Annotated in this window: 21 protein-coding genes; 11 read left to right on the forward strand and 10 right to left on the reverse strand. The window is 64.2% G+C overall.

From position 1 onward, the window contains the following. Positions 1-18 precede the first annotated feature (18 nt). The 3 genes from ACMT3I_RS12040 to ACMT3I_RS12050 all read left to right on the forward strand — a co-directional run bounded on the left by ACMT3I_RS12040 (position 19) and on the right by ACMT3I_RS12050 (position 3,857). Positions 19-1,116, forward strand: a complete 1,098-nt coding sequence (locus ACMT3I_RS12040; RefSeq protein WP_414804727.1) for an alcohol dehydrogenase catalytic domain-containing protein — start codon at positions 19-21, stop codon at positions 1,114-1,116. A 60-nt stretch (positions 1,117-1,176) separates the two neighbouring features. Continuing rightward, on the forward strand, positions 1,177-2,622 hold the full coding sequence (locus ACMT3I_RS12045) for an APC family permease (RefSeq protein WP_414804728.1): 1,446 nt from the start codon (positions 1,177-1,179) through the stop codon (positions 2,620-2,622). A gap of 101 nt (positions 2,623-2,723) precedes the next feature. Further along, the gene (locus ACMT3I_RS12050) at positions 2,724-3,857 is read left to right on the forward strand and encodes a class I SAM-dependent methyltransferase (protein WP_414804729.1); all 1,134 of its coding nucleotides are present in this window, start codon (positions 2,724-2,726) and stop codon (positions 3,855-3,857) included. Between the two features lie 16 nt (positions 3,858-3,873). On the opposite strand, the gene ACMT3I_RS12055 is transcribed toward ACMT3I_RS12050, so the two are convergent. Both ACMT3I_RS12055 and ACMT3I_RS12060 read right to left on the reverse strand, forming a co-directional pair. After that, positions 3,874-5,166 (reverse strand): glycosyltransferase 87 family protein, encoded by a 1,293-nt coding sequence (locus ACMT3I_RS12055; RefSeq protein WP_414804730.1) that lies wholly within the window; start codon positions 5,164-5,166, stop codon positions 3,874-3,876. A gap of 175 nt (positions 5,167-5,341) precedes the next feature. Further along, on the reverse strand, positions 5,342-6,151 hold the full coding sequence (locus ACMT3I_RS12060) for an EI24 domain-containing protein (protein ID WP_414804731.1): 810 nt from the start codon (positions 6,149-6,151) through the stop codon (positions 5,342-5,344). A gap of 151 nt (positions 6,152-6,302) precedes the next feature. Here ACMT3I_RS12060 and ACMT3I_RS12065 point away from each other — a divergent pair, with 151 nt between their 5' ends. The 4 genes from ACMT3I_RS12065 (at position 6,303) to ACMT3I_RS12080 (ending at position 13,373) form a co-directional block, all read left to right on the forward strand. Then, positions 6,303-8,480, forward strand: coding sequence for an ATP-dependent Clp protease ATP-binding subunit (locus tag ACMT3I_RS12065; protein WP_414804732.1), 2,178 nt, complete (start codon positions 6,303-6,305; stop codon positions 8,478-8,480). Between the two features lie 544 nt (positions 8,481-9,024). After that, positions 9,025-10,845, forward strand: a complete 1,821-nt coding sequence (locus ACMT3I_RS12070) for a DUF222 domain-containing protein (protein ID WP_414804733.1) — start codon at positions 9,025-9,027, stop codon at positions 10,843-10,845. Between the two features lie 370 nt (positions 10,846-11,215). Continuing rightward, on the forward strand, positions 11,216-11,497 hold the full coding sequence (locus tag ACMT3I_RS12075; protein ID WP_414804734.1) for a hypothetical protein: 282 nt from the start codon (positions 11,216-11,218) through the stop codon (positions 11,495-11,497). A 313-nt stretch (positions 11,498-11,810) separates the two neighbouring features. Further along, on the forward strand, positions 11,811-13,373 hold the full coding sequence (locus tag ACMT3I_RS12080) for an amino acid permease (RefSeq protein ID WP_414804832.1): 1,563 nt from the start codon (positions 11,811-11,813) through the stop codon (positions 13,371-13,373). On the opposite strand, the gene ACMT3I_RS12085 is transcribed toward ACMT3I_RS12080, so the two are convergent. Both ACMT3I_RS12085 and ACMT3I_RS12090 read right to left on the reverse strand, forming a co-directional pair. Then, positions 13,370-14,842 carry a gluconate:H+ symporter gene (locus ACMT3I_RS12085; RefSeq protein WP_414804735.1) on the reverse strand — a complete coding sequence of 491 codons (1,473 nt, stop codon included), beginning with the start codon at positions 14,840-14,842 and terminating at the stop codon, positions 13,370-13,372. The genes ACMT3I_RS12080 and ACMT3I_RS12085 overlap by 4 nt on opposite strands. Positions 14,843-14,859: 17 nt before the next feature. Next, entirely contained in the window at positions 14,860-15,435 is a 576-nt protein-coding gene (locus ACMT3I_RS12090; RefSeq protein WP_414804736.1) for a gluconokinase, read from the reverse strand. Positions 15,436-15,565: 130 nt separating this feature from the next. Between ACMT3I_RS12090 and ACMT3I_RS12095 the strand changes: the two genes are divergently transcribed. Further along, a complete protein-coding gene (locus ACMT3I_RS12095; RefSeq protein ID WP_414804737.1) occupies positions 15,566-16,615 on the forward strand; it encodes a zinc-dependent alcohol dehydrogenase family protein in 1,050 nt (349 codons plus the stop codon). A 380-nt stretch (positions 16,616-16,995) separates the two neighbouring features. Then, positions 16,996-17,772 carry a M23 family metallopeptidase gene (locus tag ACMT3I_RS12100; protein ID WP_414804738.1) on the forward strand — a complete coding sequence of 259 codons (777 nt, stop codon included), beginning with the start codon at positions 16,996-16,998 and terminating at the stop codon, positions 17,770-17,772. A gap of 80 nt (positions 17,773-17,852) precedes the next feature. On the opposite strand, the gene ACMT3I_RS12105 is transcribed toward ACMT3I_RS12100, so the two are convergent. Further along, on the reverse strand, positions 17,853-18,434 hold the full coding sequence (locus tag ACMT3I_RS12105) for a TetR/AcrR family transcriptional regulator (RefSeq protein ID WP_414804739.1): 582 nt from the start codon (positions 18,432-18,434) through the stop codon (positions 17,853-17,855). A gap of 123 nt (positions 18,435-18,557) precedes the next feature. Between ACMT3I_RS12105 and ACMT3I_RS12110 the strand changes: the two genes are divergently transcribed. Continuing rightward, positions 18,558-18,947, forward strand: a complete 390-nt coding sequence (locus tag ACMT3I_RS12110; RefSeq protein WP_414804740.1) for a DUF1304 domain-containing protein — start codon at positions 18,558-18,560, stop codon at positions 18,945-18,947. A 74-nt stretch (positions 18,948-19,021) separates the two neighbouring features. Then, positions 19,022-20,059, forward strand: a complete 1,038-nt coding sequence (locus tag ACMT3I_RS12115; protein WP_414804741.1) for an NADP-dependent oxidoreductase — start codon at positions 19,022-19,024, stop codon at positions 20,057-20,059. 130 nt (positions 20,060-20,189) lie between these two features. On the opposite strand, the gene ACMT3I_RS12120 is transcribed toward ACMT3I_RS12115, so the two are convergent. The 5 genes from ACMT3I_RS12120 to ACMT3I_RS12140 form a co-directional block, all read right to left on the reverse strand. Beyond that, a complete protein-coding gene (locus tag ACMT3I_RS12120; RefSeq protein WP_414804742.1) occupies positions 20,190-20,774 on the reverse strand; it encodes a nitroreductase family protein in 585 nt (194 codons plus the stop codon). Between the two features lie 134 nt (positions 20,775-20,908). After that, entirely contained in the window at positions 20,909-22,600 is a 1,692-nt protein-coding gene (locus tag ACMT3I_RS12125; RefSeq protein ID WP_414804743.1) for a long-chain-fatty-acid--CoA ligase, read from the reverse strand. After that, on the reverse strand, positions 22,600-23,670 hold the full coding sequence (locus ACMT3I_RS12130; RefSeq protein ID WP_414804744.1) for a threonine aldolase family protein: 1,071 nt from the start codon (positions 23,668-23,670) through the stop codon (positions 22,600-22,602). Before ACMT3I_RS12130 ends, ACMT3I_RS12125 begins: the two co-directional genes overlap by 1 nt. A 72-nt stretch (positions 23,671-23,742) precedes the next feature. Further along, a complete protein-coding gene (locus ACMT3I_RS12135) occupies positions 23,743-24,849 on the reverse strand; it encodes an ABC transporter permease (protein WP_414804833.1) in 1,107 nt (368 codons plus the stop codon). A 65-nt stretch (positions 24,850-24,914) separates the two neighbouring features. Then, entirely contained in the window at positions 24,915-25,799 is an 885-nt protein-coding gene (locus ACMT3I_RS12140) for an ABC transporter ATP-binding protein (RefSeq protein WP_414804745.1), read from the reverse strand. Positions 25,800-25,891 lie beyond the last annotated feature (92 nt).

Here is a 25,891-nt window from a genome sequence, read left to right on the forward strand (position 1 = left end):
CGATCTCAGGAGGATTCCATGAAGGCTGTTGTCTTCCGTTCACCAGACCAGCCGCTCGAATACACCGACGTCGAACTCGCCGCCCCGAAGGCCGGCGAAGTGCGGGTCAAGATCGCCGCAGCCGGCGTCTGCCACTCCGACCTGCACGTTAAGCGGGGCGAATGGGATGCCCCCGCGCCGCTCGTGATGGGACACGAAGGTTCTGGCATTGTCGTCGAGCTCGGCGAAGGGGTCACGTCACTCGCGGTCGGCGACCACGTCGTGCTGTCCTGGGTGCCGCCGTGCGGTGAGTGCCGCTACTGCCGTTCGGGGCACGAAGCCCGCTGCCAAAAGGTCGCAACCGTCGTCGCGCCGCACGGCGTGCTCTTCGACGGAACCTCCCGACTGTCCCAGGACGGCGAGAAGGTCCACCACTACCTGGGCGTCTCATCCTTCGCCGAAGAGGTCGTTGTTCCGGCCTCCGGTGCCGTCAAGGTGCGCGACGATGCGCCCCTGGATGTCGTCGCCCTCGTCGGCTGTGCCGTCGCAACGGGCGTCGGCGCCGTGCTCAACACGGCCGCTGTCGAGCCCGGTTCAACCGTCGTTGTGATCGGCTGCGGCGGGGTCGGCCTCAACGTCGTGCAGGGCGCGCGCCTGGCCGGAGCCGAGCGCATCGTCGCCATTGACGTGAACGCTGACAAGACGGCGCTCGCCGCCCAGTTCGGCGCAACAGACAGCATCGATGCGTCGCAGGTCGATGCTGTTGAGGCTCTGTTCGAACTGATTCCGGATGGCGTCGACTACGCCTTCGACGCCATCGGCCGCACCTCCACCACCGAGCAGGCAATCGAGATGCTCGGCCTGGGCGGCGCCGCCGTCATCGTCGGTCTTCCGCCGACCGGAGCCAGGGCTTCATTCGAGCCGCTCGTTCTCGCCGAAGCCGACCAGCGCATCCTGGGCTCCAACTACGGCAGTGTGCGCCCCTCAATCGATATCCCAGCCCTGGTTGACCGTTACATGGACGGCCAGCTGAAGCTCGACCCGTTGGTTTCGGGGCGTCGCCCCCTGGCCGAAGCCGCGCAGGCATTCGAAGACCTCGAATTCGGCGGAGCGTTGCGTACCCTGCTTATTCCCTGACGCCCCCGCGTCATGCACCTCCCTTCCCCACTTTCCCTTACCCCTTTGGAGAGCTCAGCCATGTCATCCCCCATCCGAACGTCACGAGAGGCTGAGTCGGCGCCGCTCGACGCTGGTCTTCGTCGCGGTGTGATGAGCGGGCCTGAACTTGCAGCCCAGGCCATCGCCAACATCGCACCAACAGCCGTCATCGCCTTCACCGCCGCAGCGATATTCATCGGCGCGGGCAACGGCACCCTGTACTCGTTCATCCTCGCGACGATCGTCATCCTCTGCGTCGGCTACTGCGTCGCCACGTTTGCCAAGCGTCACGCGTCTGCCGGTTCGCTCTACACCTACGTCGCGAAGGGCCTCGGCCCATTCGGCGCCTACCTGGCAGGCATCGCCTTGATCATCGGCTGCTGGGGCATCGCCGCCGGTTCGCTCGGTGGGTCGATCTCGTACATGAGCCAGTTCCTCATCCTGCTCGGCATCCCCGCAGGGGGAGTCGGCGCCCAGATCGTGCTCGCCATCGTGCTCGGTGGCCTGGCCACCCTGTTCACGATCCGTGGCATCCGCGTGTCTGCCCGCATCTCGCTGGTGCTTGAGCTGGTCTCGGTGAGCATCGTGATGTTGCTGCTGGTGCTCGCCCTCGTCTGGGCCGGCCCTGCGGCCTGGGATCCCTCGCAGTTCAGCCTGACCGGCGTACCGCTCTCTGGCGTGGCCACGGGCATGGTGCTCGGCATCCTCGGCTTCGTCGGCTTCTCGTCAGCGGATGCCCTGGGACGCGAGGCGAAGAACCCGTACGTCGCGATTCCCCGCGCCATCATGTGGAGTGCGGTCACCGTCGGCGTGCTCTATGTCTTCGCCGCATACACGCAGGTAGTGGTGCTCGGCGACGGCCTGGCCGGCAGCGCGAGCCCGCTCGAAGACATCGCCACGCAGATCGGAATGCCGGGCTGGTTCGCTCTCGTGCTCACGTTCGGCGTCGGTGCCTCGTTCTTCGCCGTTGTCGTCGCGCCGCTCAACGTCGTCGGTCGCATCATCTACGTGATGGGTAAGGAAGGCGTCGCGCCGGAGCGCTTCGGCCGCACCCACGAGCGCCACCTCACCCCGCACCGTGTGCTGCTCTTCGCTGGTCCGGCTGCCATCGTGCTCGACATCATCCTGCTGTCGTTCGGTGCTCACGCCATGGATATCACCGTGTGGGTCGACACCTTCGGCACCTACGGTTACATGGTCGCGTACTCGCTCGTCGCCATCGCCTGCGTCATCTACACGCGGCGCGAAAAACTGCCGAACACGCTCGTCTGGATCACGGCGACCATCGCGGTGATCAGCATGATCTGGGTGTTCATCGCCAACGTCTACCCGATGCCTGCCTACCCGCTGAATGTCATCCCTTATATCTTCCTCGTGGTGATGCTCGCAGCCATCGGCTGGTACGTCTACCTGGCAAAAAAGTTCCCGCAGGTGATCCTGAACATCGGCCACACCGAAACAGATTCGTTGGAGGGTGTCGGCTAACGCCGAACGGCCCCAGCGTGCACAGGCAGCGCCCTTCTCGCAAGAGGGGCGCTGTCTGCGTTGCGGACTCACGCACAGCAAGGCTCGGGTACCGTTACGAGGTGCAAGAATTCTCGTTCGACCTGCTTCGCAGATGGCCAGACATTGAGGCAGACAACCTGTTCGCGGTGGACGCCAGCGACCGGCTCATTCTCGACGAGGCGGCATCCGCTCTCGAGTCCGCGACGCCAGGTGAGGTTGTGGTGATTGAAGACCACTACGGCGCGCTCACCCTGGGGGCCGCTGCGCTCCACGGTGCGAGGGGTATCCGTGTGCACCAGGACGGATTGTCTGGGCAGCGGGCCCTCGCGGCCAACGCTTCCGAGCTCGGGCTGGCGGATGTCTACAGCTCGCTTCCCCTCGGTTCCGAGCTGCTCACGGGCGCTCGAGTCGTACTGCTGCAACTGCCGCGCAGCCTCGGTGCGCTTGACGAGATCGCTGAGTCGATCGCTCGGTTTGCGGCTCCCGATGTGCGGGTGTTCGCCGGCGGCCGCATCAAGCACATGACGGCTGCGATGAACGCGGTGCTGTCGCGGCACTTCGATTCGGTGAGCGCGTCACTGGCCAGGCAGAAGTCCCGGGTGCTCACGGCGAGTGAGCCCGCGGTGCCGGCGCCAGACGTACCATCGGCCTGGCCACACCGGGAGTACCACGCCGACATCGACCTCACCATCTGCGCCCACGGTGCAGCATTCGCCGGCACCTCGCTCGACATCGGTACCCGCTATCTGCTCGAGTTCATCGACAGGATGAAAGCGGATGCCACCTCCGTCATCGACCTTGGCTGCGGCACCGGGGTGCTGGCCGTGAGCCTGGCCAGGGCTCGGCCAGGGCTCCACGTGATCGCGAGCGACCAGTCAGCGGCCGCGGTGGCTTCTGCTGCGGCGACGGCTGCTGAAAACGGAGTGGCCGACCGGGTACAGGTCGTGCAGGACGATGCCTTGAGTAGCCAGCCCGACGCATCCGCTGACCTGATCGTGCTGAACCCGCCGTTCCACATCGGCTCGTCGGTGCATGCTGGTATCGCCCTCAAGCTGTTCGAAGACGCGGGCAGGGTGCTGCGTCCCGGCGGGGAACTGTGGACAGTCTGGAACACGCACCTCGGGTATCGTCCGCCGCTGACGCGCCTGGTCGGCCCGACGCATCAGGTAGGCCGCAACACCAAGTTCACCGTCACGGTGTCGACCGGCCGCTAGGCGCTGCGGGACGGCGTTAGCCCCGGGGCGGAGCGTGAGTGACTGACAGGCCATCGCTCAGTTGAGAATCGACGCTTGCCGTAGTTGAAATGTGTGATTGGGCCGGCCGCAGCATCCGCCACAGTGCCCGCACTGACCAGGCGAACACCGCGATGAGGAGAAGGTTCCGCGCGGTGAGCAGCACGAGTGCAAACGGGTCGCCATCGACCAGGGGCAGGTAGAAGACTGGGAAAATCAGCGTGGTGAGCACACCGATGGCCAGGAGGACATAGGCGGGGGTGCGCCAGCGCTGCCAGCTGTGGGCCACGCCGACGGCGACGACGGGTGCGATCCACAGCATGTATTGCGGCGAACCCACCTTGTTGAAGACCACGAACGCACTCGAGAGCGCGAGAGCACCGACAAGCATGAGGTCGGTCTTGTCGCCGGCTCGACGGTTGGCCAGCAGCATCAGCACCAGGACGCCGGCGACGGCGATGAACATCAGCGGTGTCATAACCGCCGCGGCGATGTCGGCACCGGGGCCGGCTACCTCCCGGGTTGCAATCGCATAGTTCTGGTAGACGTACGTATCGGGATGGCCGAAAGCAGCGAGCCACACCCACGGCGTCGTGATGGGGGCCTCCAGCTGCAACGCCCGGTCTGACTGCATCGTGATGAAGCCAGCGATAAAGCGGATGCCGCCCGTCGCCCACACGAACAGCACGAAACCCGCGGTCACGGCGATTCCGGTTAGGACGATGCTGATGCGGCGCTTGGATGCCACGACAACGGCAAGGAACACCGCGGCCGGCCAAACCTTGATCCACGTCGCGATGGCGAGGATGGCGGCGGCTGCGACCGGCCGTCTGGCCACGAGCATCAGGGCCACGATGACCAGTGGCGCGGTGAGTCCCTCGAGACGCAGCAGCCCGACGGGGCTGAGCACGAAGCTGAACGCCAGCCACCACCAGGCCGCCGTGTATCCCTTGACGTTGCGACCCCATTCGGTCAGTGCGCCGACGGCAATGGCGTTCAGCGCCGTTGTCAGCAGAAACCAGAGCAGTTGGTAGAGGAACGGGCCACCGAGAGCGGCGAATACGATCGGCACCAGCGCGCCGATGGGATAGACCCACTCCACGTTGATGCCCTGCCAGATCCCCGCGCCCATGCCCTCTTCTGCCCAGAGCTTGTAGAGCGACAGGTCGCCGAGCTCGCGGCCGGTGAGGATCACGGGAAGCAGTGCCACCAGAAAAACGATGTGCACGGCGATGAAACCGGTGATGAGACCACGCGGCGTTTGCAGCCAGGTGCGCCGCTCGACCGTCATGGAGCTGGAAATCCTTCGGTCTACCCGATCGAAGAAGACAGACATGACTCACCTTTCAGCTGGCGGGTGTGGCCGACTCGAGCCACTACTCGTGGAGCATAAGAGCCCCAGATGAAAAGCAACGGGCCAGGAATCGACGATTCGGGGTTTGGCCTGAGAGTGCTCTCAGTCGTGGTTACGGGTTCCGAGGCTCCTGGAGCGTGACGCGGGGCGCCGCTGCCGGCACTGCGCCCACCGCCGTTGCACCCGCCGAGCGTGCGTTGTCGAGCGCCAAGCGAGCGAGGAACGTCGATCCGGCAACGGCGGCCGGCATGCTGAAAACGGCGCCGAATGGAATCATGAACAGCAGCTGGGTGCCAACGCCGAAGCCGAGCAACTGCCAGCGGATGCCGCGGCGCAGGGCTCGCTGGGTCGCGCTCGGTATCCCGCGGGCTTCAAAGGCACGCGAGCTCAGCTCCACCGCGAGCAGTCGCCCAGAGAGAGTGACGCCGAGGATGGGCGCGAGCAGTCCGCCGATGAGCGGGACGAATCCGACGAGTCCAACACCGAGCGCGGTGACGGCGCCAAGGCCGAGCAGCCAGAGCGAACTGCGCACCGCTCGCCAGAAGCCGGCTCCCGCGTCGGGAATGGGGCCGCCGGCCGCGTCCTCGGCGGCGCGCCAGATGCGCTCATAAAAGGGGTCGCCGACGGCGAGCGTGAGGGCCGTGAATGTGACGGCCGACAGAACTATTGCTGCCCCGAAAAGCACGGCCGATGTTGCTGTATTTATGATGCTCTGCCACGGGCGTGGCCAGCCCTCGTCGAACGGAGTCAGCCAGTCCACCAGCGCCTGCAGGTTGAATCCGAGGGCGATCAGCGCGGCCAGCACCAACGCAAATACGATGGCTGCAGGGATAAGGCCGAGCAGCATCAGGGCTGGCCGGCGCCCCCAGAAGCCGAAACCGCGCAGCAGCAGACGGATGCCGCCGAAGAATCCGCTCAGCATGGGCAGAGCCCCGGGGCGGTGCGGTCGTTTGGCGTAAAGAGGTCCACGGTGCAAGCCTAAGGCGGTTGTGTCATCCGCTTTCGGCACTAGGCAGAGGTCAATCCGCCCGCTAAAATTGAGTCAAGCAGACTCAACTTTGGAGGGAAGTTCGATGCAAGCTGGACAACAACCACCCCAGGAAGAGGCCAAATCCGCCCTGGAGCAGTACGGCATCAATCTGACCGATGTGGCCAAGAGCGGCAAGCTCGACCCGGTCATCGGCCGAGACGCCGAAATTCGTCGGGTGAGCCAGGTGCTCACCCGGCGCACAAAGAATAACCCGGTGCTCATTGGTGAGCCCGGCGTCGGAAAGACGGCAGTCGTCGAAGGACTGGCCCAGCGCATCGTCGCCGGCGACGTCGCCGACTCGCTGAAGGGCAAGCAGCTCGTCTCCCTCGACCTGGCGGCCCTCGTTGCCGGCGCGAAGTATCGCGGCGAGTTCGAAGAGCGGCTGAAGGCAGTGCTCAAGGAGATCAACGACGCCGACGGTGAGATCATCACCTTCGTTGACGAGCTGCATACCCTCATGGGCGCCGGTGGCGGTGAGGGGTCGGTGGCGGCAGCCAACATGCTCAAGCCGATGCTCGCCCGCGGCGAACTCCGCCTGATCGGGGCCACCACCCTTAATGAGTACCGTGAATTCATTGAGAAGGATGCCGCCCTCGAGCGCCGCTTCCAGCAGGTGTACGTGGGTGAGCCGTCTGTTGAAGACACCGTCGCCATCCTGCGTGGTTTGAAGGAACGCTACGAGGCCCACCACAAGGTCGCGATCGCCGACTCGGCGCTCGTCGCGGCGGCGGCGCTGTCCAACCGGTACATTCCGTCGCGCCAGCTGCCTGACAAGGCGATCGACCTCATCGATGAGGCCGCGAGCCGACTGCGGATGGAGATTGATTCTGCCCCCGTCGAGATCGACGAACTGCGCCGAAGCGTCGACCGCCTCAAGCTCGAAGAACTCGCGCTGAAGAAAGAAAAGGACGACGCCTCGAAGGAGCGGCTCGCCAAGCTGCGCGAAGACCTGCAGGTGCGCCAGGGCACACTTGCAGAGCTGCAGGCCAGGTGGGACAAAGAGCGTGCATCGCTCAACCGCATCGGTGAGTTGAAAGAGAAGCTCGACAACGCGCGTAGCCGTGCAGAGCGGGCCCAGCGCGAGGGCAACCTTGAACAGGCGTCGCGGCTGCTGTACGGCGAGATCCCGGTGATCGAACGCGAGCTGCAGGAGGCCGAGAAGGCCGAGGCGAGCGGGCCCCTCATGGTCAACGACCAGGTCACTCCCGAAGACATTGCCGCTGTCATAGCTGCCTGGACCGGCATCCCCGTCGGTCGACTGTTGCAGGGTGAGAGCGAGAAGCTGGTCAACCTGGAGGCCGAACTCGGGCACCGCCTGATAGGGCAGAAGGCTGCAGTGCGTGCGGTAGCGGATGCCGTGCGCCGCAGTCGTTCAGGCATCGCGGATGCCGACCGGCCGACAGGGTCGTTCCTGTTCCTCGGTCCGACCGGTGTCGGTAAGACCGAGCTGGCCAAGGCGCTCGCCGAATTCCTGTTCGACGACGAGAAGGCGATGATCCGCATCGACATGAGCGAGTATGGCGAGAAGTTCGCCGTCTCCCGTCTCGTCGGTGCGCCTCCCGGATACGTGGGTTACGAGCAGGGCGGTCAGCTGACAGAAGCTGTGCGCCGTCGCCCATATTCGGTTGTGCTGTTCGACGAGGTCGAAAAGGCGCATCCTGAGGTCTTCGATGTGTTGCTGCAGGTGCTCGACGATGGGCGACTGACCGATGGTCAGGGCCGCACGGTCGACTTCCGTAACACCATCCTGATCCTCACGTCGAACCTCGGTTCGCAGTTCATGGTCGACCCGGCACTGAGCCAGGCCGAGCGAGAAGAAGCAGTCCAGACGCTCGTGCGCCAGGCGTTCAAGCCGGAGTTCGTGAACCGGCTCGATGACATCGTGATGTTCTCGCCGCTGTCGATGGAAGACCTTGGCCAGATCGTCGAGCTGTATATCGAGCGCCTGCAGCGGCGGCTTGCCGACCGCAGGCTGCAGCTGGCCGTGACACCGGATGCCAGACGATGGCTGGCCGAGCGCGGCTACGACCCGATCTACGGTGCGCGGCCGCTCCGCAGGCTGATGCAGAAAGAGATCGACGACAAGCTGGCGATGGCACTGCTCTCCGGGACGGTTCACGACGGCGAACTGGTGCGGGTCGACCTCGCGCCGGGTGGCGACGGCCTGGCGGTTGATTCGGAGCCGGCGCCGGTGTTTGAAGTGGTGGACTCGGTGGAGTAGCTGGGTTACGTCCCGTTCGGGCCGGTCGGTTGGCTGGTCCAGCTGGCCGGTCGGTTGGCAGGTCCGGCTGGCCGGTCGGCGCGGGATGTGGGCGAGAACCTCCGGGTTCGGGAGGCGCTGTTATAGGGCCCTTCCCTGAACTCGGGGGTTCTCTTGTTGCGCGTCGCTGGACGCTGGGGTAGTCACGGGGAGCCTGCCGCGACCTTGATGTGGCCGGTTTCTCCATAACGCGTACCTCTAGAGCAGGTTCTGCGCGTATCTCTAATCAGGTTCCGCGCTGCGGGTTCTTCATTGGCGGGTCCTCCCGCTCCCATGGCGAGTCCTCCCGCGGCGAGTCCTTTACGGGGAGTCCTTTACGGGGAGTCCTTTACGGGGAGTCCTCCACAGGGAGTCCTCCACAGGGCGTCGGACCGACGAGTTATCCACAATTCACCATCTCAGCTCGAACATACTTTCGAAACTGGAATGATTGTGATATGACCTTCTCCATCGCTTCCTCGTCTCCGACAGCCCCTGCGGTGGTCGGAAAGCTTGTGGTGGCCTCATGACTCTCGTCGCTCCAGACTCTGCAGGCGCCCCAAATTCCGCAGGCATCCTAGGCTCTGCAGCCACCGCGAATCCCGCCCGCACTTCGGGCACTGCGGGCACTGCAGGTTCTCTCGTCGCTCCCGATTCTGTTGCCGTAGCCGAGCTCTCGCCTCTGGATGCGCTCGATCACGCCCGTCGGCAGTGTGCCGCAGCCCTGGCGCGCATCGATTTCGACCGTCTCGGCGATGACGACTCGATCAGGGCGCTGGGTTCGGTTGAAGCCCTCGGCCGTCTGGCCGATACGGCCCGTGTTTCGACAGCGACCACGGTGGAGCGTCGCTCCGCGAAGTGGCTGGGTAAGGATTCCCTGGCGCGTCAGCGTGGCTGTCACAACGGCAGTGAACTCATCACCGTGGTGACCCGTGTGTCCGGGCGCGAGGTGGCGCACCGGTTGAAGCTCGGCAAGCATGTGCTGCCCCGCCACGAACTCACCCAGATCCAGCCGCCCCTGTTCCCCGCGGTCGCTGCCGCCCTGGCTGGTGGCGATCTGGGCATCGATGCCGCGGAGGCCATCGTAACCGGACTCTCCGAGCTCCGTGCCCGGGTGAACCCCGACCTGCTCGAGGTCGCCGAGGAAGCGTTGGTTGCGGCGGCGACGGGCCTCGAGTCGGAGTCGACCGAGGGCATGCCCAACGCCGGGTTCCCGTTCGATGCGGACTCGATTCGCGGGCAGGTGACCGTGTGGGCGGCCCGTCTCGACCCGGATGGTGCCGCCCCCAACGAGGATATTTATGAGGCACGCAGCAACATCGGCTTCGGCCCATTCCGCAACGGCCTCTACCCGCTGCGGGGAGGCGTGACGCCCGAGCTGCGCGGCATCATGGACGGCATTACCGACACGTATCTGTCCGCGCACACGGAGACTCCGGGTAACGGTGGCCTCCTGCCCGACGCTCATCTGGCTGATCCCGATGGCGCGGCCGCACGAGACGCCGCCACCGCCGCCACCACCGCAACCACCGCAACCACCGCAACCGCCACTACCGCCACCGACCGGGACTCCGACTTCGGCACTAACTCCGACTCCGCCTTCCCCGATTCCTCCGGCATCACCGGTCCGGTCAACAGCGGCCCGGCGTTCCCGTCGGCGGCCGAACAAGCCGTCGAACAAGCGGCACAGGCCGCGCGGCAGGCCCGCATCGATGCCGGTGAACTCCCGGACGACCCGATCCCGTTCGATGACAGGACGACGAACGAGAAGCGCGCCGATATCTTCCGCGCAGTGTTCGACCACGCAGCCCGCGACCCGAAAACGCCGACCATGGGTGGTTCTGCCCCGACGGTCATGGTGCACGTGAATGCCCGCGATCTCGCCGACGACCACGGTGTCGGCTGGATTGATGGCGTCGAAGCGCCGGTCTCGATGCGCACGGTGAAGCAGATGATCTGCGCCGGTGGTTTTCAGGAGATCGTGCTCGGCGGGAACAACGAGGTCCTGGAGCTTGGCCACGAGGAACGGTTCTTCAACCGGAGGCAACGCCGGGCGATGGCCGCCCGCGACGGAGGATGCGTCATCCCGGGCTGCACCGCCCCACCCGCCTGGACCGAAGGCCACCACGTGATCCCATGGGCTATCAACCAGAAGACAGACATCAGCAATGGAGTGCTCCTGTGTTGGTATCACCACCACAGCATTGAGACATCCGGTTGGAAACTCAGAATGGTCAACGGTGCACCCCAGGTGAAGGCACCACCCTGGCTGGACCCCACCCGAACCTGGCGGCCCGGCGGACAACATCGCGCCACGGCAAGCAGCACCAGCATCTCCAGAACGTAGTTCGGATACAGCTCCCGTCAGTGCCCCGGCAACTCCGCGGAATGGCATCCACAGGGCCGCCACGCATCCCGCGGATCATTATCCGGAAGATATCTCGGCTCGCTACCGTGGGCATCACGCACTCCATCCGATCCGTTACGACGGCTACGGCTACGGGCACGGCAGCGGCAGAGCGCCCCGTCCCCGATGCCGTGGTCGTCGATGGTGTCGACTGCCAAGCCTCCAACCAGTTCGAATCGTGGGGATTACTACAGTCCGCGACACCGGAGCCTGGGCAGACAGGCATCCCTCCCCCAGACACCCTCCCCACAGCCCCTGAAAGCGGGCGAATCCCAGCTGACTTCGTCCCTGCACGGCAGACATGGAGTTTGTGCCTGAACTCTGGCTCGAGGACGCCGCAGGTAACGCGATCCGGGCCGCCTGGCCACGCACCGCGTGTATGAAGACGAAGCGTGAGACGCACGATGCCCCCGACGGACTCACGACGACCCTGACGCAAACACTCAGGTACGCGGCCGGGTCGCCGGCTCCCGACCAAATCGCCCCAGACGCACCGGATATCGACTTGTCCGAAATGGAGCTGCTCGTAGAAATCGACGGTGAGATTCAGGCGCCTGCGAGCCCGGTGCCCGCGGCTCCCGTCCCGCAGTGAGCGATCGCTGACCGCCATCCGCTTCATCCACGTCGGCCGCTGCCCGGGTGCTGCCCCGGCGTTGCTCCGACCGCTGTCCCCTCTGTTCGCCCCCATCAGGCCGGGCGTAGTGTGGCGAACGTATTGCCGAGACCGGACTGAAGCGGGGCCGCCGTCACGGGGCTGAACATCGGAGGGCGCCATGGCCGAGCAGAACCGTCCAGATCAGCAGGAACCAGACGACACCAGCTCTGAACTTCGCCTGCCGCAACCCGACGCACACGACCCCGTCGAAGCAATTGAAACTCCGCTGGAGCGTCTCGGTGACGAGATCATGGCGGTACAGGACTTCTCGTCCGAGCAGGCCGGATACCACGCAGCGTTGAAGCCCCGACAGTTGCAGATGATCGCTATCGGTGGCGCCATCGGCACTGGCCTTTTCCTCGGAGCGGGTGGGCGGCTGGCGATCGCCGGCCCCGGCCTGGTGTTCAGCTACGCACTCTGCGGATTCTTCGCATACCTCATCCTCCGGGCGCTCGGTGAGCTGGTGCTGCACCGGCCGTCATCCGGTTCATTCGTCTCGTATGCGCGAGAGTTTCTGGGTGAGAAGGCGGCATTCATCGCCGGCTGGATGTATTTCCTCAACTGGGCGATGACGTCAATCGTCGACGTGACGGCTGTCGCGCTCTATGTGCACTACTGGTCGGCCTTCACCTCCATACCGCAGTGGGTGCTCGCGCTCATCGCACTGGCCGTTGTGCTCGGGCTGAACCTCGTGTCAGTCAAGGTGTTCGGCGAGATGGAGTTTTGGTTTGCGATCATCAAGGTGACAGCGCTGGTGGTCTTCCTCATCGTCGGCATCGTCTTTCTTTCAATGGGCTTTCCAACGGATGTCGGCCCGACCGGCATCACGATGCTTGCCGATAACGGCGGGATCCTGCCGCAGGGGCTGCTGCCGGTGGTCATCGTGCTGCAGGGTGTGGTGTTCGCCTACGCGGCCATCGAGCTGGTCGGTACGGCGGCCGGCGAGACACAGAACCCGCGCAAGGTGATGCCGAGGGCGATCAACACGGTCATCATACGGATCGCAGTCTTTTACGTCGGTTCGATTCTGCTGCTGTCCCTACTGCTGCCGTATACGGAATACGCGGCGGGCGAGAGTCCGTTCGTCACGTTCTTCTCGCACATCGGCTCCCCGGAGACGGCAGCCATAGCCGGGTCCGTGATGAACTTTGTCGTCGTGACGGCGGCCATGTCGAGCCTCAACGCGGGCCTGTACTCAACCGGTCGCATCCTGCGCTCGATGTCAGTCAATGGGGCGGCACCCCGCTTCACTGCCAGGATGAACTCGAGCGGCGTGCCATACGGCGGAATCCTGCTCACCGCCGGCATCGCACTACTCGGTGTCGGCCTCAACGCGATAGTGCCGGCGCAGGCGTTCGAGATCGTACTGAACATCGCGGCGCTCGGCATCCTCTCGAGCTGGGCGACCATCGTGCTCTGCCAAATGAAGCTGCAACGCTGGGCGCAGGCGGGCCGGCTTAAACGGCCGGACTTTCGGATGCCGCTTGCGCCGTTCAGCTCGTACGTCACGCTCGGCTTCTTGCTGTTCGTGCTGGTGCTGATGGCGTTCGACTATCCGGTCGGCACTTTCACCGTCGCCTCACTCATTGTGGTGATCCCGGCGTTGCTGATCGGGTGGCATTTCGCCAAACCGCGCATCCTGGCGGCGGCTCAGCTGCGTGAAGGACACACCGGCACGTTCCCCGTGGTCGCGGAGCGGCCTGGCATCGACACCGTGACAGGTGTCAGCGGTGCCGGCTCTTCGCCAGGGCCCGGGTCGCCACCGGAGTCACCGGAGCTACCGGATTCAGATGCGGACAGGCCCGGCAGCTAAAGGAAGAGTGAGAACAGCAGCGTGAACCCGAGTCCCATCACCGAGATGATGGTCTCCATCACAGACCAGGTCTTGATGGTCTGGCCGACGGTGAGTCCGAAGTACTCCTTTACCAGCCAGAACCCCGCGTCATTCACATGCGAGAAGAACAGCGACCCCGCGCCGATGGCCAGCACGACCAGGGAGAGCTGTCCGGGGGGAAGCCCAGCGGACAGCGGCGCGACGATGCCCGCCGCAGTCACGGTTGCAACGGTGGCAGAGCCGGTCGCCAGCCGGATGAGCACGGCCACCATCCAGCCGAGCATCAACGCAGAGAGGCTGGCAGCCAGGGCGATCTTGGCGATGGCCGTTCCGGTGCCGCCGTCAATCAGAACCTGTTTGAACCCGCCGCCGGCGCCAACGATGAAGACGACGCCCACGATCGGCAGCAGGCTCTGACCGATCTTGGTCGCGAGAACGGATGCCGAGAAGCCCACGGTCGTGCCGAACGTCACCATGGCCAGCAGTACGGCCAGCAGCAGCGCCACGACGGGGTCGCCGAGGAAGTCGAGGATGATGCGCGCCGGGGTGTCCTTCGGAAGCCAGATGTCGGCGGCCGCTTTCAAGAGCATGAGCACAAGGGGCAGCAGGATCGTGGTCATCGTCCAGGCGAAGCTGGGGGTTCTCGTGGCCGTTGGGTCCTGCGATGCGCCGGTGTGCTCTATCCCCTTGTCAGCATCGGCATCCGCGCTTGACTCGGTCACAGCCAGTGCGGCGCCACCGGCGCCGACGGGAACCCAGCGGGCGGCGAGACGACCGAAGAGCGGCCCGGCAACGATCACCGTCGGGATCGCGATGACGAGCCCGATCGCGAGCGTGAACCCGACGTTGGCGCCCAGGATCCCAATCGCAGCCAGCGGTCCTGGGTGGGGCGGCACGAAGCCGTGCAAAACAGACAGGCCAGCCAGAGCCGGAATGCCGAGCCGCATCGCGGGCGAATTTGTGCGACGGACAGCCAGCATGACGATGGGAATCAGGAGCACAAGCCCGATCTCAAAGAACATCGGAATGCCGATGATTCCGGCGATCAACGCCATCTTCCATGGCAGTGTGGCTGGGCGGCCCTTCAGGATCGTGCGCACCACGATGTCGGCGCCACCCGAATCGGCCAGCAGCTTGCCCAGCATGGCGCCGAGCGCGATCAGCACCCCGACGTAGCCGAGCACGCCGCCAACCCCCAGCTCGTACGATGCAGTCACCTTGTCGAGCGGGATGCCAGAGCCGATGCCCACGAACAGGGCGCCGATCGTCAGGGCGAGAAAGGCGTGGAACTTTGCCCACACGATGAGCACGACCACGATCGCGATGCCCACCGCAGCCACGATCAACACCTGGGTGTCGTGAGCGTTCCACGGTTCGTCGACGGGGTCCGTTGCGCTGTGCGCTCCGATCCAGCTGAGCGCCGTCACTGCGCGATCCAGAACGTCCATCGCCTTCTCCAATCTGGTCAGTCGTGCTGTTTCACGGCTCGCATGGGGATAGTCGGCACATCGGTGAGATGCAGCTCGGCGATGATCGCTTGGGCGATCGCCTTCGGCTTGCGCCCGATTTCGATGCTGACCGCTGGTTCATCCGGTGCGGGCTCTTCGAGGGCGGCGAACTGGCTGTCGAGAAGTGCAGTCGGCATGAAGTGGCCCTGCCTGGCAGCCATCCGGCTGGCGATCAGGTCGCGGCTGCCGGAGAGATATACGAAGATCACGCCGGCATGCCGGCGGTTGAGTAGCTCGCGGTACGAGCGCTTGAGGGCTGAGCAGGTGATCACACCGTTCTCGCCGGCGGCGTGGCGATCATCGATCCAGTCGGCGACCTTCTCGAGCCATGGCATCCGGTCGGCATCCGTGAGTGGATGCCCCGCGGCCATCTTCTTGACGTTTGCCGGTGGGTGTAACGAGTCACCCTCCTCGAACTCCCAGTGCAACCGGCCGGCAAGCAGGGCAGCAACGGTCGATTTTCCACAGCCGGATACGCCCATCACCACGAGGACGAGGGGGCGGTCCGCTGCGATGCTCTGCCAGTCGCTCATGGTCACATCCTGCCCCTGTTCCCGTGCAGGAGGCACTCCATGGCGTCCGCCGCGCCGATCGTGGGATTACGACTGGCCAGGGACGACCGGCCGATGCCGCGACTCGCGCCAAGAGGCATAGGCTATTTTCATGCGTGCAACAGTGATTTACGGTGAACGAGATGTCCGACTCGAAGAAGTCGCCGACCCGGTGTTGTCCAGTGGCGGTGACGCGATTGTTCGAGTCGTCGCGGCTTGCGTGTGTGGTTCAGACCTCTGGGCGTACCGCGGAATCGCGCCGGTCACCGAACCTCACCGTATTGGTCACGAGTTCGTCGGCATCGTCGAGGAGATTGGCGACGACGTCACGAACGTGGCCGTCGGCGACTTCGTCATCGCGCCGTTCTACAACTGCGACAACACCTGCATTAACTGCAGAAACGGTGTCAGTACGTCCTGCCTGAATGGCGGCTGGTGGGGTTCACCCGACCGCCTCGGCGGATTTGCTGATGGCGGACAGGGCGAGCGGGTACGCGTGCCGCTCGCTGACGGCACTCTCGTCGCCACCCCTGGGATGCCGGACGAAGATCAGATCCCCGGCCTCTTGAGCCTGGCCGATGTGATGGGAACCGGGCATCACGCCGCGGTCTCTGCGGGTGTCAAGCCGGGCAGCACGGTTGTCGTGGTCGGTGACGGAGCCGTCGGGCTCTGCGCGATCCTCGCCAGCAAGCGATTGGGAGCCTCCCGCATCGTGGCGATGTCGCGCCACGCGGATCGCCAGGAGATCGCGAAGGAATTTGGCGCGACAGACATCATCGTTGAACGCGGAGACGAAGGCGTCGCCCGCGTACAGGAACTCTTTGACGGCATTGGCGCTGACTATGTGCTGGAGTGCGTCGGCACTAAGGAATCGATGGACCAGGCGATCCGTTCGGCCAGGCCAGGCGGCATGGTCGGTTATGTCGGCGTACCGAATGGGGGCCCCGAGCTGCCGATTCGCCCACTGTTCAACCGCAACGTAGGCGTGAACGGTGGAGTCGCGCCCGTGCGCGGCTACATCGAGGAGCTAATGCCAGAGGTGCTCTCCGGTGAGATCAATCCCGGTCGTGTTTTCGACCTCTTGCTTCCACTGAGTGAGGTGGCTGAAGCGTACGCTGCGATGGACGAACGTCGTGCAGTCAAGGTCATGCTGCGCCCGTAAAACTAATTTTATTTACTACGGTGTGAGAAATAGCGCGCCTGAGTTGGGAATATTATCCCCGCTCAGGCGCGTTATGTGGTGATAGCAAGTCACGGATATGAGGGTTGCTCAGGAGCTTCCATTCATAAACATACAGGTGAATCGGACTCAGCTTCGAGCACTCTCTCAGAACCGGTACGTACAGTAATTGCATAACTGCAACATGCGGCGCCGGTATTCGGTCCAAATGATTTGCTTGTGAGTGCGTCCCCCGCGTGCTCCGGAATTCTTTCCCTGTGCGTGAGGATTCCGACCCTCGACGACGCCACATAGGCGAGATATTGGATTTGTAATGCTCCACGCCAACATGCCCGTTACACCTCGAGTCGAAGGGAGTGCCTGTGCGTAACCCTTTCAACAAGATCAACGACAGCAAGAACAGCACAACCTCTGAAGCAGCAGTCGACACCCCTACCCGCGCCGGTCGGACCGGTCGGATTCTGGGCATGTCAGCAGTCCTCTCCGTCGGCCTGATGGCTGTATCCACCTCAACGCCTGCGATGGCCGTCGAATCATCGACAGAGCAGACGCAGGAAAAGGCGCTGGACACCACCATCGAGCGAGCGTCGCAGACCGTCACCATTGATGCCTCGGCCGTCACTGCATCTATCGAGCGTGACAGCTATTCAGTGGGCGAACTGGCCGCGGCTGTTCCCGCGGTTGCCGCAGTCGAAGCGCCTGCTCCAGAGCCTGCTCCTGCGCCCGCTCCTGAATGGGTACTGCCCGTCACCGGAAACATCAGTTCTCCGTATGGCCCCAGGGCCAATAAGCCAGTGCCCGGAGTCGGGGCCTTCCATTACGGAATTGACCTCGCCGGACCGTCTGGTACCCCGATCCAGGCCGTAGCTTCTGGCACTGTCGTCGCCGCCGGCGTTTTGGGCACCTATGGCAACTGGGTACTCATCGACCACGGCAACGGTGTGCAGACAGGCTATGCCCACAGCAGTGCAATCGTCGTCAGCGTCGGTCAGGTCGTCTCTGCTGGTGAAACCGTCGCATTGCGCGGTAGCACCGGAGCCTCGACCGGCCCGCACCTGCACTTCGAGGTTCGTGTGAACGGCGACCGGATTGACCCCGCGCCCTTCATGGCCGACCGTGGCGTCACGCTGGGTCAGTAGCCCAGCCCGTGTCACGCGCGCTGTAGCAAATAAGACGGCAGTCCCCTCGGGGGCTGCCGTCTTTTTGTGCGCGCCTGGCACTACTCCCAGCTGTCGATGAGTTCTAGTGCGCTCCGCAGAATGGCAACTGCCTCGCTTCGATTCACGCGCGCGACGAGCAGGGCGCTCACCGACAGAGAGGTGAGAAGTCGAGCTCGCTGCCCGAGTGTCTCGGCTGGCGCGTCCGTGAATCGACGAGAGAGCGCCCGTTCGATTGCGTCGCCCAGCTCGGCTCGGTAGCTGTCGATGACGAGGCGCAGCGCCTCGTCATGCGAGGCAAAGCCCGCACTGTTCACCAGCAGGCAGCCAAGGCGAGGGGAGTCGTCTGGCAGCGTCTCGATGGCCTGCATGAGCCCACCGAGGTAACGCTGGACGGCATCCGCTGGGATCGGATCTGTGATGAGGATGCGAAGTCGGGGGCGAATTATCGCGTCGAGGTAATCCTGCACTGCGGCGTCAAACAGGCCGCGTTTGCTGGAGAACGCGTGGTACAGGCTGGAGCGACTGAGGCCGGTTGCTGCTTCGAGGTCGGGAAGCGATGTGCTTTCGAAGCCCTTGTCCCAGAAGACATCGCGCGCGGCACGGATCGCCTCGGCGGTGTCAAATGTCTGGGTCCTGCCCATTTTTCTTCCCCTCATGGTTTACGTATCGTTCGATCCAGTATATATTGGATCGAACGATACAGAAACAGGCCACGGGGGCACGGAACGTCAGTTCCTCCGGGCCGCGAAGCTGAAAGAGCGACCATGACAATCCTCGGACTCATCTTTGTTGGCTTGGCCGCTCTCATTCACGTCTACATCTTCGTTCTCGAGTCGGTGCTCTGGACAACGCCGCGTGCCCGCAAGACATTCGGCATCAAGACCGACGCCGAAGCGGATGTGACTAAGCCCCTGGCCTTCAACCAGGGCTTTTACAACCTGTTTCTCGCGATCGTGACTGCCATTGGCATCGTGTTGTTCGCCGCAGGAACGACCGGAGCCGGCGCCGCCCTGATTCTCGCCGGTGCCGGCTCGATGGTGCTCGCTGGCCTTGTGCTGATCATCTCGTCACCGAGCAAGGCGCGGCCGGCTCTCGTGCAGCTCGTTCCGCCAGCGCTGGGCATCATCTTCCTGCTGATCGGGCTTGCGATGTAGATCGTCGAGACCCCGCAGAATCACCAGTTCCGCAGAATCACCAGTTCCACCGAATCAAGGAAAGCTCTACGCCCATGACTTCAGCAACACCCAGCACCACCAGCACCCAGATCCAGCTCGCTGCCCGCCCCGTCGGCTGGCCGACACACGACGACTTCCGCACCGTCACCGTCGAGCTCGGCGAACTGGCCCCCGGCCAGGTGCGTGTCGTCAACGAGTTCGTCTCTGTCGACCCATACATGCGCGGCCGGATGAACGACGTCAAGAGCTACACCCCGCCTTACGCGCTCGACGCCACTATGACCGGTGGTGCTGTCGGACGCGTCGTTGAATCGGCGAGCGACAAGCTGGCCGTCGGTGACGTTGTGGTGCACGACTTCGGATGGCGTGACGTCGTCCAGGAGGACGCTTCAGCCGGATTCCGCGTCGTTCAGGAGATCCCTGGCGTGCCGCTGTCCGCTTACCTCGGGATCCTCGGCATGACGGGTCTCACCGCTTACGTCGGGCTGCTTGACATCGCCGCACTCAAGGAGGGCGATTCGGTCTTCATCTCGGGAGCCGCAGGAGCCGTCGGCAGCGCTGCTGGTCAGATCGCCAGGCTCAAGGGCGCCTCGCGCGTCATCGGCTCTGCCGGATCGGCCGAGAAAGTAGCGATCCTGACCGAGAAGTATGGCTATGACGCAGCCTTCAACTACAAGGATGCTCCGGTGCGCGAGCAGCTCGCCGCCGCCGCACCCGACGGCATCGATGTGTTCTTCGACAACGTCGGTGGCGACCACCTCGAAGCAGCGCTCGCCTCGTTCAACAACGGCGGACGCGCAGCGCTTTGCGGTGCAATCGTGAGCTACAACTCCACCGAGCGCACCCCTGGTCCCGACAACATGGCGAACATCATCACCCGCGGACTCACGCTCAGGGGCTTCACCCTGGCCGGATACGTGCACCACTTCCCCGAGTTCATGCGCGAGATGACCGGGTGGTTCCAGAACGGCGAGATCGTCTTCGATGAGACGGTCGTCGAAGGCCTCGACCACACGGTCGACGCATTCCTCGACCTGATGCGCGGCGGCAACATCGGCAAGATGGTCGTGCGCGTCGGCAACGCAGCCTAAGGATGTACGAGGCCGGCAGGGTACATCGCTGCCGGCACAACACAACAGGGCCGGGTCTTCGTCACCGTGAGGTGAGAAGGCCCGGCCCTGTTGCGTGCGTTGGGCAGCTGCGCCCGGTCGTTCGTTGTGCTTAGTCGTTGACGAGCAGCAGCTCGTCGAGCGTCTTGCGGGTGCGGGGAGCTGATTCGCGCGCGAGCAGCTCGGGGCTCAGGCCATCGATGTTTCCGAGCACTCCGAGTGCGATCACTGAGATCACGGTCTGAGTCTCGGTCAGGCCGAATGCCTGCGCGAGTGCTGCAGCGTCGAATCCGCCCATCTGGTGGGTGTGGATGCCGTCGTGCTGCGCCTGGATGCTGAGGTGAGCGACTGCCTGGCCCACATCGTAGACCGACCATGGGTTGGTGTTCTCAGTAGTGTCGACGACATTCGCGATCAGCACAGAGGCTGAGTCTGCCCAGGTCTGGTTGAAGCCGATGAGTGCGTCGTGGATCTTGGTGAAGCTCTCGGTGCCGCGGCGGGCAACGATGTAGCGAGCCGGCTGCGAGTTGCTGGCAGACGGGGCCCAGCGAGCGGCCTCGAGGATGGTGGTCAGCGTGTCGTCTGCGATGACGGCATCCGCGTCGTATGCGCGCGGGCTCCAGCGCTCGGCCAGGGTGGCGAGGAGGGGTGAGTCGGTGATTGCGGCGCGACTTATCGTGTCAGTGATGAGAGTCAATGGTTGCTTCTTTCAATGCGGCGGACAAAAGCGGGGCAACGCTGACCCTGCTCACTCTCAACACCTGGTCCCGTGGCGCTATTCCATGCCAATGCACGTATCTACCTGAGCGACTTCACAGCCGCGGGCAGGTATCAGATGTTCTTCAGCTGATCCCGAACCTGGCGACGCAGCACCTTGCCGATCAGCGAACGAGGGAGATCCTGCACTTCGATGATCTGCTTGGGCACTTTGTATGCAGACAGGCGTGACCGGCAGTAGTCCCGCAACGCGTCGACGTCGAGGATTGCTCCCGGCCGCAGCACCACGGCAGCCGTGACGTTTTCGCCACCACCGGCCGCGGGAAGTCCGACGACTGCCGCATCCTTGATGTCGGGGTGCGCGAGCAGTGCTTCTTCAACCTCAGTCGGTGCCACGTTGAAGCCACCGGTGATGATGAGTTCTTTCATCCGGTCGACGATGGTGATGAAGCCGTCCTCCGACACCCGAACGATGTCTCCGGTGCGCAGCCAGCCGTCGGCCAGCAGTACTTCAGCGGTTTCTGTCGGCCTGTTCCAATAGCCGGAGAAAACCTGGGGCCCGCGAATGAGCAGCTCGCCCTCTTCGTTGATGTCGCGGTCGACGGTGGGATTGTCGGGATCGACAACCCTGATCTCGGTGCTGGGGAACGGCACACCGACGGTACCTGTTCGGCGAGTCGGGCCCATTGGATTGCCGGCGGCGACCGGTGACGTCTCAGTCATGCCATAGCCCTCGACCAGCAAACCACCTGTCGCGGCTTCCCAGTGTTCGACTGTCGCCGGAGGTAGATTCATGGCGCCCGAGATAGCGAAACGGATGCTCGACAGGTTGACGTTGCGCTTCGCCGCGGCACGAACCAGACGTTCGTAGATCGGCGGAACTGCGGGCAGGAATGTCGGTGGCGTGCGCTTAACTGCGGTGAGCACCAGAGCGGGATCGAACTTCGGGAACAGCACCAGCCTGGCCCCGAGACTCATGGCGAAGGTGAGGCACAGCGTGAGCCCGTAGGCGTGGAACATGGGCAGAACCGCGTAGAAGACTTCCTGGCCGGGGCGCAGACCCTGAACCCAGGCCTGGCCCTGGAGCGCATTGGCACGCAGGTTGAAGTGGCTGAGGATTGCACCCTTCGGAGATCCCGTGGTGCCGCTGGTGTACTGCAGAACGGCGGTGTCGTGGATGCGGGGGCGCGGGTGCGACCGTTTCAGCCGCCGGTTTTCCAGCAGCGATTCCCAGGTGAGGGCACCGTGGGGGAGCGGGCCGCTGGTGAGTGCGTGGAGGGACTCTTTCGCCTTTTTGATCGGCAGCTTCAGGGCGACGCGCGTGGTGAACGGCATCCGCTTGGTCACATCGACGGCGATAACGGTGCTGATGCCGAGGTCTGACGGAAAATCGGTGACCGTCGAGTAGACCTTGTCCCAGACGATGGCGACGCGAGCGCCGTGGTCTTCGAACTGGTGACGCAGCTCGCGCTCGGTGTAGAGCGGATTGTGCTCGACGACAATTGCGCCGAGACGCAGCACCGCGTAGAACGCGACGATGTGCTGCTGGCAGTTGGGCAGCACGAGGGCAACGCGGTCTCCAGCTTTCACGCCGTGCTTGCGCAGCCCATTGGCCGCGCGCGCGATCTCTTCACCGAGATCGCGATATGACGTTGTCGCCCCAAAGAACTCGAGGGCGATTGCTGAGCCGAAACGCTTGATCGATGCGTCGATCATGTCGACGAGCGTCTCGGTCGGCGGATCAATGGTCGCGGGAACACCGGTGGCGTACGAGGCGATCCATGGCTTGCTCTCGAAGGCATTCATTACACAGAAAGCTCCTGCTTCAGCGCGGCGATGAAGGAATCGATGTCGTCTTCTGTGGTGTCGAAGCCGCACATCCAGCGCACTTCGCCTGTGGCCGGATTCCAATCGTAAAACCGAAAGTGGGTGCGCAGGCGATCGGCGACACCAGCAGGCAGGATGACGAAGATTGCGTTGGACTGGGTGGCCTGCGTGAATGTGACCCCGGTGATTTCGCCGTCACGGATACCGTCTTCGAGCGCGGTGCGCAGGCGGGCAGCCATCGCGTTGGCGTGGCTGGCGTTGCGCAGCCACAGGTCGCCGCCGAGCAGGGCGATGAACTGCGCAGAGATGAAGCGCATCTTGGATGAGAGCTGCATGTTGAGTTTGCGCAGGAAACTGAGTCCTGTCGCGGCCTCTGGGTTCAGCACGACGACGCACTCGCCGAGCATCATGCCGTTCTTGGTTCCGCCGAAGCTCAGTACGTCTACACCTGCATCGCGGGTGAATGCGCGGAGCGGCTGGCCCAGGCTGGCGGCGGCGTTGGAGATGCGGGCGCCGTCCATGTGCAGTTTCATGCCGAGCTTGTGTACGTGATCGGCGATGGCGCGGACTTCTTCAGCGGTGTACGCGGTGCCGAGCTCTGTGGTCTGCGTGATCGAGACGGCCAGTGGCTGTGCGCGGTGCTCGTCGCCCCAGCCCCAGGCTTCCTGGTCAATGAGTTCGGGGGTGAGCTTGCCATCGGGTGTGGCAATCGGCAGCAGCTTCAGGCCGCCGATGCGCTCGGGCGCACCGCCCTCATCGGTGTTGATGTGTGCCGTTGCCGCGCAGATGACGGCACCCCAGCGAGGCAGCATCGACTGCAGGCTGAGCACGTTTGCACCGGTGCCGTTGAAGACAGGGAAGGCCTCGATGCCTTCACCGAAGTGGTGCGCGAAGACATCCTGCAGTCTCGACGTGTAAACGTCTTCTCCGTAGGCAATTTGGTGTGCGCCGTTGGCGACGGAAATGGCTTCCAGGATCTCGGGGTGGATACCCGAGTAGTTGTCGGAGGCGAAGCCGCGGGAGTCGAGGTCATGGAGTTCTTCGGTCACCCCCCTATCCTCCCGCACTTCGACGCATCGATTCTGTGCGTGGGCTGCATGAAAGCTGCGGCAGGCGACGCTCTAGCCGCGCAGTGCCTCCTTCAGCGTGACGCGCGCGCCCATCCGCAGCAGCGAGTTGGAGTAGACACGAGCGCCCAGGACGATCACCAGCAGCGTTGTGACAAGCAGGATCACCAGTGACAGCAGGGGCTCCCACCATTCGGCGGTGCCAAGGAAGATACGCATGGGCATCCCGACCGGGGCGGAGAACGGGATGTACGACATGATCGTCAGCACCGTCGAATTGTCGTAGAAGAACAGCACAAGCAGGTACGGCAGCATCACCAGGATCATGACGGGCGAGGTGACAGTGCCCACATCCTCCTGGCGAGACACCATTGATGCCGTGGCGGCATAGAGCGAAGCAAGCAGTACGAACCCGAACGCGAAGAACACGGCGAACCACACGATCGACGGACCGAGGTCGCCCAGGAGCACCCGTTGTCCGGTCACCGCCATGCCAGCCGAGACGAGCACCCCGATCAGGACGATCTGCCCGAAGGCCAGAATGCTGTTGCCGAGCACCTTGCCCGCCATCAGGGCTCGCACCGGAATCGTCGACATCAGAATCTCGACGACACGGGTCTGCTTCTCTTCAACGACGCTTTGCGCGATGGTGGTGCCGAAGGTGAGGGCAGACATGAAGAAGACAAGCCCGAAGCCGAGGGCGACGAGGTAGGCAAGCATGCCGTTTGCCGGCGATGGGTCGAGCAGGGTCACCTCCGGGTACACACTGAGTGCATTGATGACGTCTGTCGGTGGTGAGTCGAGCGCGATCACTTCGATGCCCAGCGGCGACGCCGGGCTCACCGGTGCCGGAACGATGGCAGCCGATACAGTGCCGTCACGCACCAGAGCCTCTGCGGCTTCGACGCTGTCGGTCGGAACGGCGTCCAACCCGGTGGCCTTCTCGACGACCTGGCTCGCGGTGCCGACGACGGCGACCTTGGGCAGGGTGGCGTTCGCCCCGACGAGGCCGCCGACGATCACCGAGCCGAGAGAAACCGCCAGCAGGATGCCGGTCGAGATGAGGAACGCCTTGCTGCGGAGCCTGGCCACGATCTCGCGGGTGGCGACCAGCCAGACGCTCTGCCAGAACGTCGGTGCGGCATGGGGTGTGCGCGGAATGCGCGGACCCGACTGCGGGGTGACGGATGCCGAGGCGGACGACTGGCTGGCCGGAGTGACGGTGTTCACTTGACGATCTCCTTGAAGATAGTGGCGAGGGTCGGCCGCTGCTGACCGAAAGAGTGCACGGTTCCGCGAGCGGATGCCTCGTGCAGGACCTGCTGGCTGGCGACATCCGTTTCGGCTGCGAACACGGCAAAGCCGCCGTCGAACTCGGTGACGGTCACGCCGGGAACGTCGCGGATCCAGCCGGCATCTCCGCCTGTGTGGATCTCGTAGAGCGGACTGCTGAACTCATCGCGGAGCGCATCGCGCGGGCCGTTGGCGCGAATCTCGCCGCCGGCGATAATGACCAGGTCGTCGCAGAGGCGTTCGACGATGTCGAGCTGATGCGATGAGAAGAGCACGGGGGCGCCCTCGGCCGCATACGACTTGAGTACGTTCAGGACAACCTCGACCGCCATCGGGTCCAGGCCAGAGAACGGTTCGTCGAGCACGAGGAACTCCGGGTCGTGCACCAGCGCTGCGGCGATCTGGGCGCGCTGCTGGTTTCCGAGCGAGAGCGATTCGACAGTGTCTTCGGTGCGCTCGCCGAGGCCGAGTCTCTCGAGCAGATCGGCGGTGTTGCGCTTCGCGTCGACGGTCGGGAGGCCGTGCAGCCTGGCCAGATAGATGAGCTGTTCGGCCAGCTTCATCTTCGGGTAGAGCCCGCGCTCTTCAGGCATGTAGCCGAAGCGGCGGCGGTCACTCGCGGTGAGGGTCTGGCCGTCGAGCAGGACGGTTCCCGAATCGGATTCGAGCACGCCGAGGATGATGCGCATCGTCGTCGTCTTGCCTGCACCGTTGCCACCGACGAAGCCCGTCATCCGGCCGTTGCCGACGGTGAAGCTCACATCGGAGAGCACTCGGCGCGAGCCGTAGTGTTTGGTGACGTTCCTGATTTCGAGCATGGGAGCCCTTTCTGTGACCGTATTCCCCACGGTACGAGAAAGGGCTCCGCGTGCACATCCGCCGTGCGGGTGAGCGGGAGGCTCATCCGGGT

The sequence above is a fragment of the Leifsonia sp. A12D58 genome, assembly GCF_047530025.1.
In the GTDB taxonomy this organism is placed as follows: Bacteria; Actinomycetota; Actinomycetes; order Actinomycetales; family Microbacteriaceae; genus Cryobacterium.

Coding starts and splice junctions, on each gene's coding strand:
- ACMT3I_RS12070 (WP_414804733.1), top strand. CDS start 9,025: ATGACTCTCGTCGCTCCAGACTCTGCAGGCGCCCCAAATTCCGCAGGC.
- ACMT3I_RS12065 (WP_414804732.1), top strand. CDS start 6,303: ATGCAAGCTGGACAACAACCACCCCAGGAAGAGGCCAAATCCGCCCTG.
- ACMT3I_RS12055 (WP_414804730.1), bottom strand. CDS start 5,166: ATGACGGTCGAGCGGCGCACCTGGCTGCAAACGCCGCGTGGTCTCATC.
- ACMT3I_RS12095 (WP_414804737.1), top strand. CDS start 15,566: ATGCGTGCAACAGTGATTTACGGTGAACGAGATGTCCGACTCGAAGAA.
- ACMT3I_RS12060 (WP_414804731.1), bottom strand. CDS start 6,151: ATGCTGAGCGGATTCTTCGGCGGCATCCGTCTGCTGCTGCGCGGTTTC.
- ACMT3I_RS12140 (WP_414804745.1), bottom strand. CDS start 25,799: ATGCTCGAAATCAGGAACGTCACCAAACACTACGGCTCGCGCCGAGTG.
- ACMT3I_RS12085 (WP_414804735.1), bottom strand. CDS start 14,842: ATGGACGTTCTGGATCGCGCAGTGACGGCGCTCAGCTGGATCGGAGCG.
- ACMT3I_RS12040 (WP_414804727.1), top strand. CDS start 19: ATGAAGGCTGTTGTCTTCCGTTCACCAGACCAGCCGCTCGAATACACC.
- ACMT3I_RS12125 (WP_414804743.1), bottom strand. CDS start 22,600: ATGAATGCCTTCGAGAGCAAGCCATGGATCGCCTCGTACGCCACCGGT.
- ACMT3I_RS12080 (WP_414804832.1), top strand. CDS start 11,811: ATGGCGGTACAGGACTTCTCGTCCGAGCAGGCCGGATACCACGCAGCG.
- ACMT3I_RS12115 (WP_414804741.1), top strand. CDS start 19,022: ATGACTTCAGCAACACCCAGCACCACCAGCACCCAGATCCAGCTCGCT.
- ACMT3I_RS12090 (WP_414804736.1), bottom strand. CDS start 15,435: ATGAGCGACTGGCAGAGCATCGCAGCGGACCGCCCCCTCGTCCTCGTG.
- ACMT3I_RS12045 (WP_414804728.1), top strand. CDS start 1,177: ATGTCATCCCCCATCCGAACGTCACGAGAGGCTGAGTCGGCGCCGCTC.
- ACMT3I_RS12105 (WP_414804739.1), bottom strand. CDS start 18,434: ATGGGCAGGACCCAGACATTTGACACCGCCGAGGCGATCCGTGCCGCG.
- ACMT3I_RS12110 (WP_414804740.1), top strand. CDS start 18,558: ATGACAATCCTCGGACTCATCTTTGTTGGCTTGGCCGCTCTCATTCAC.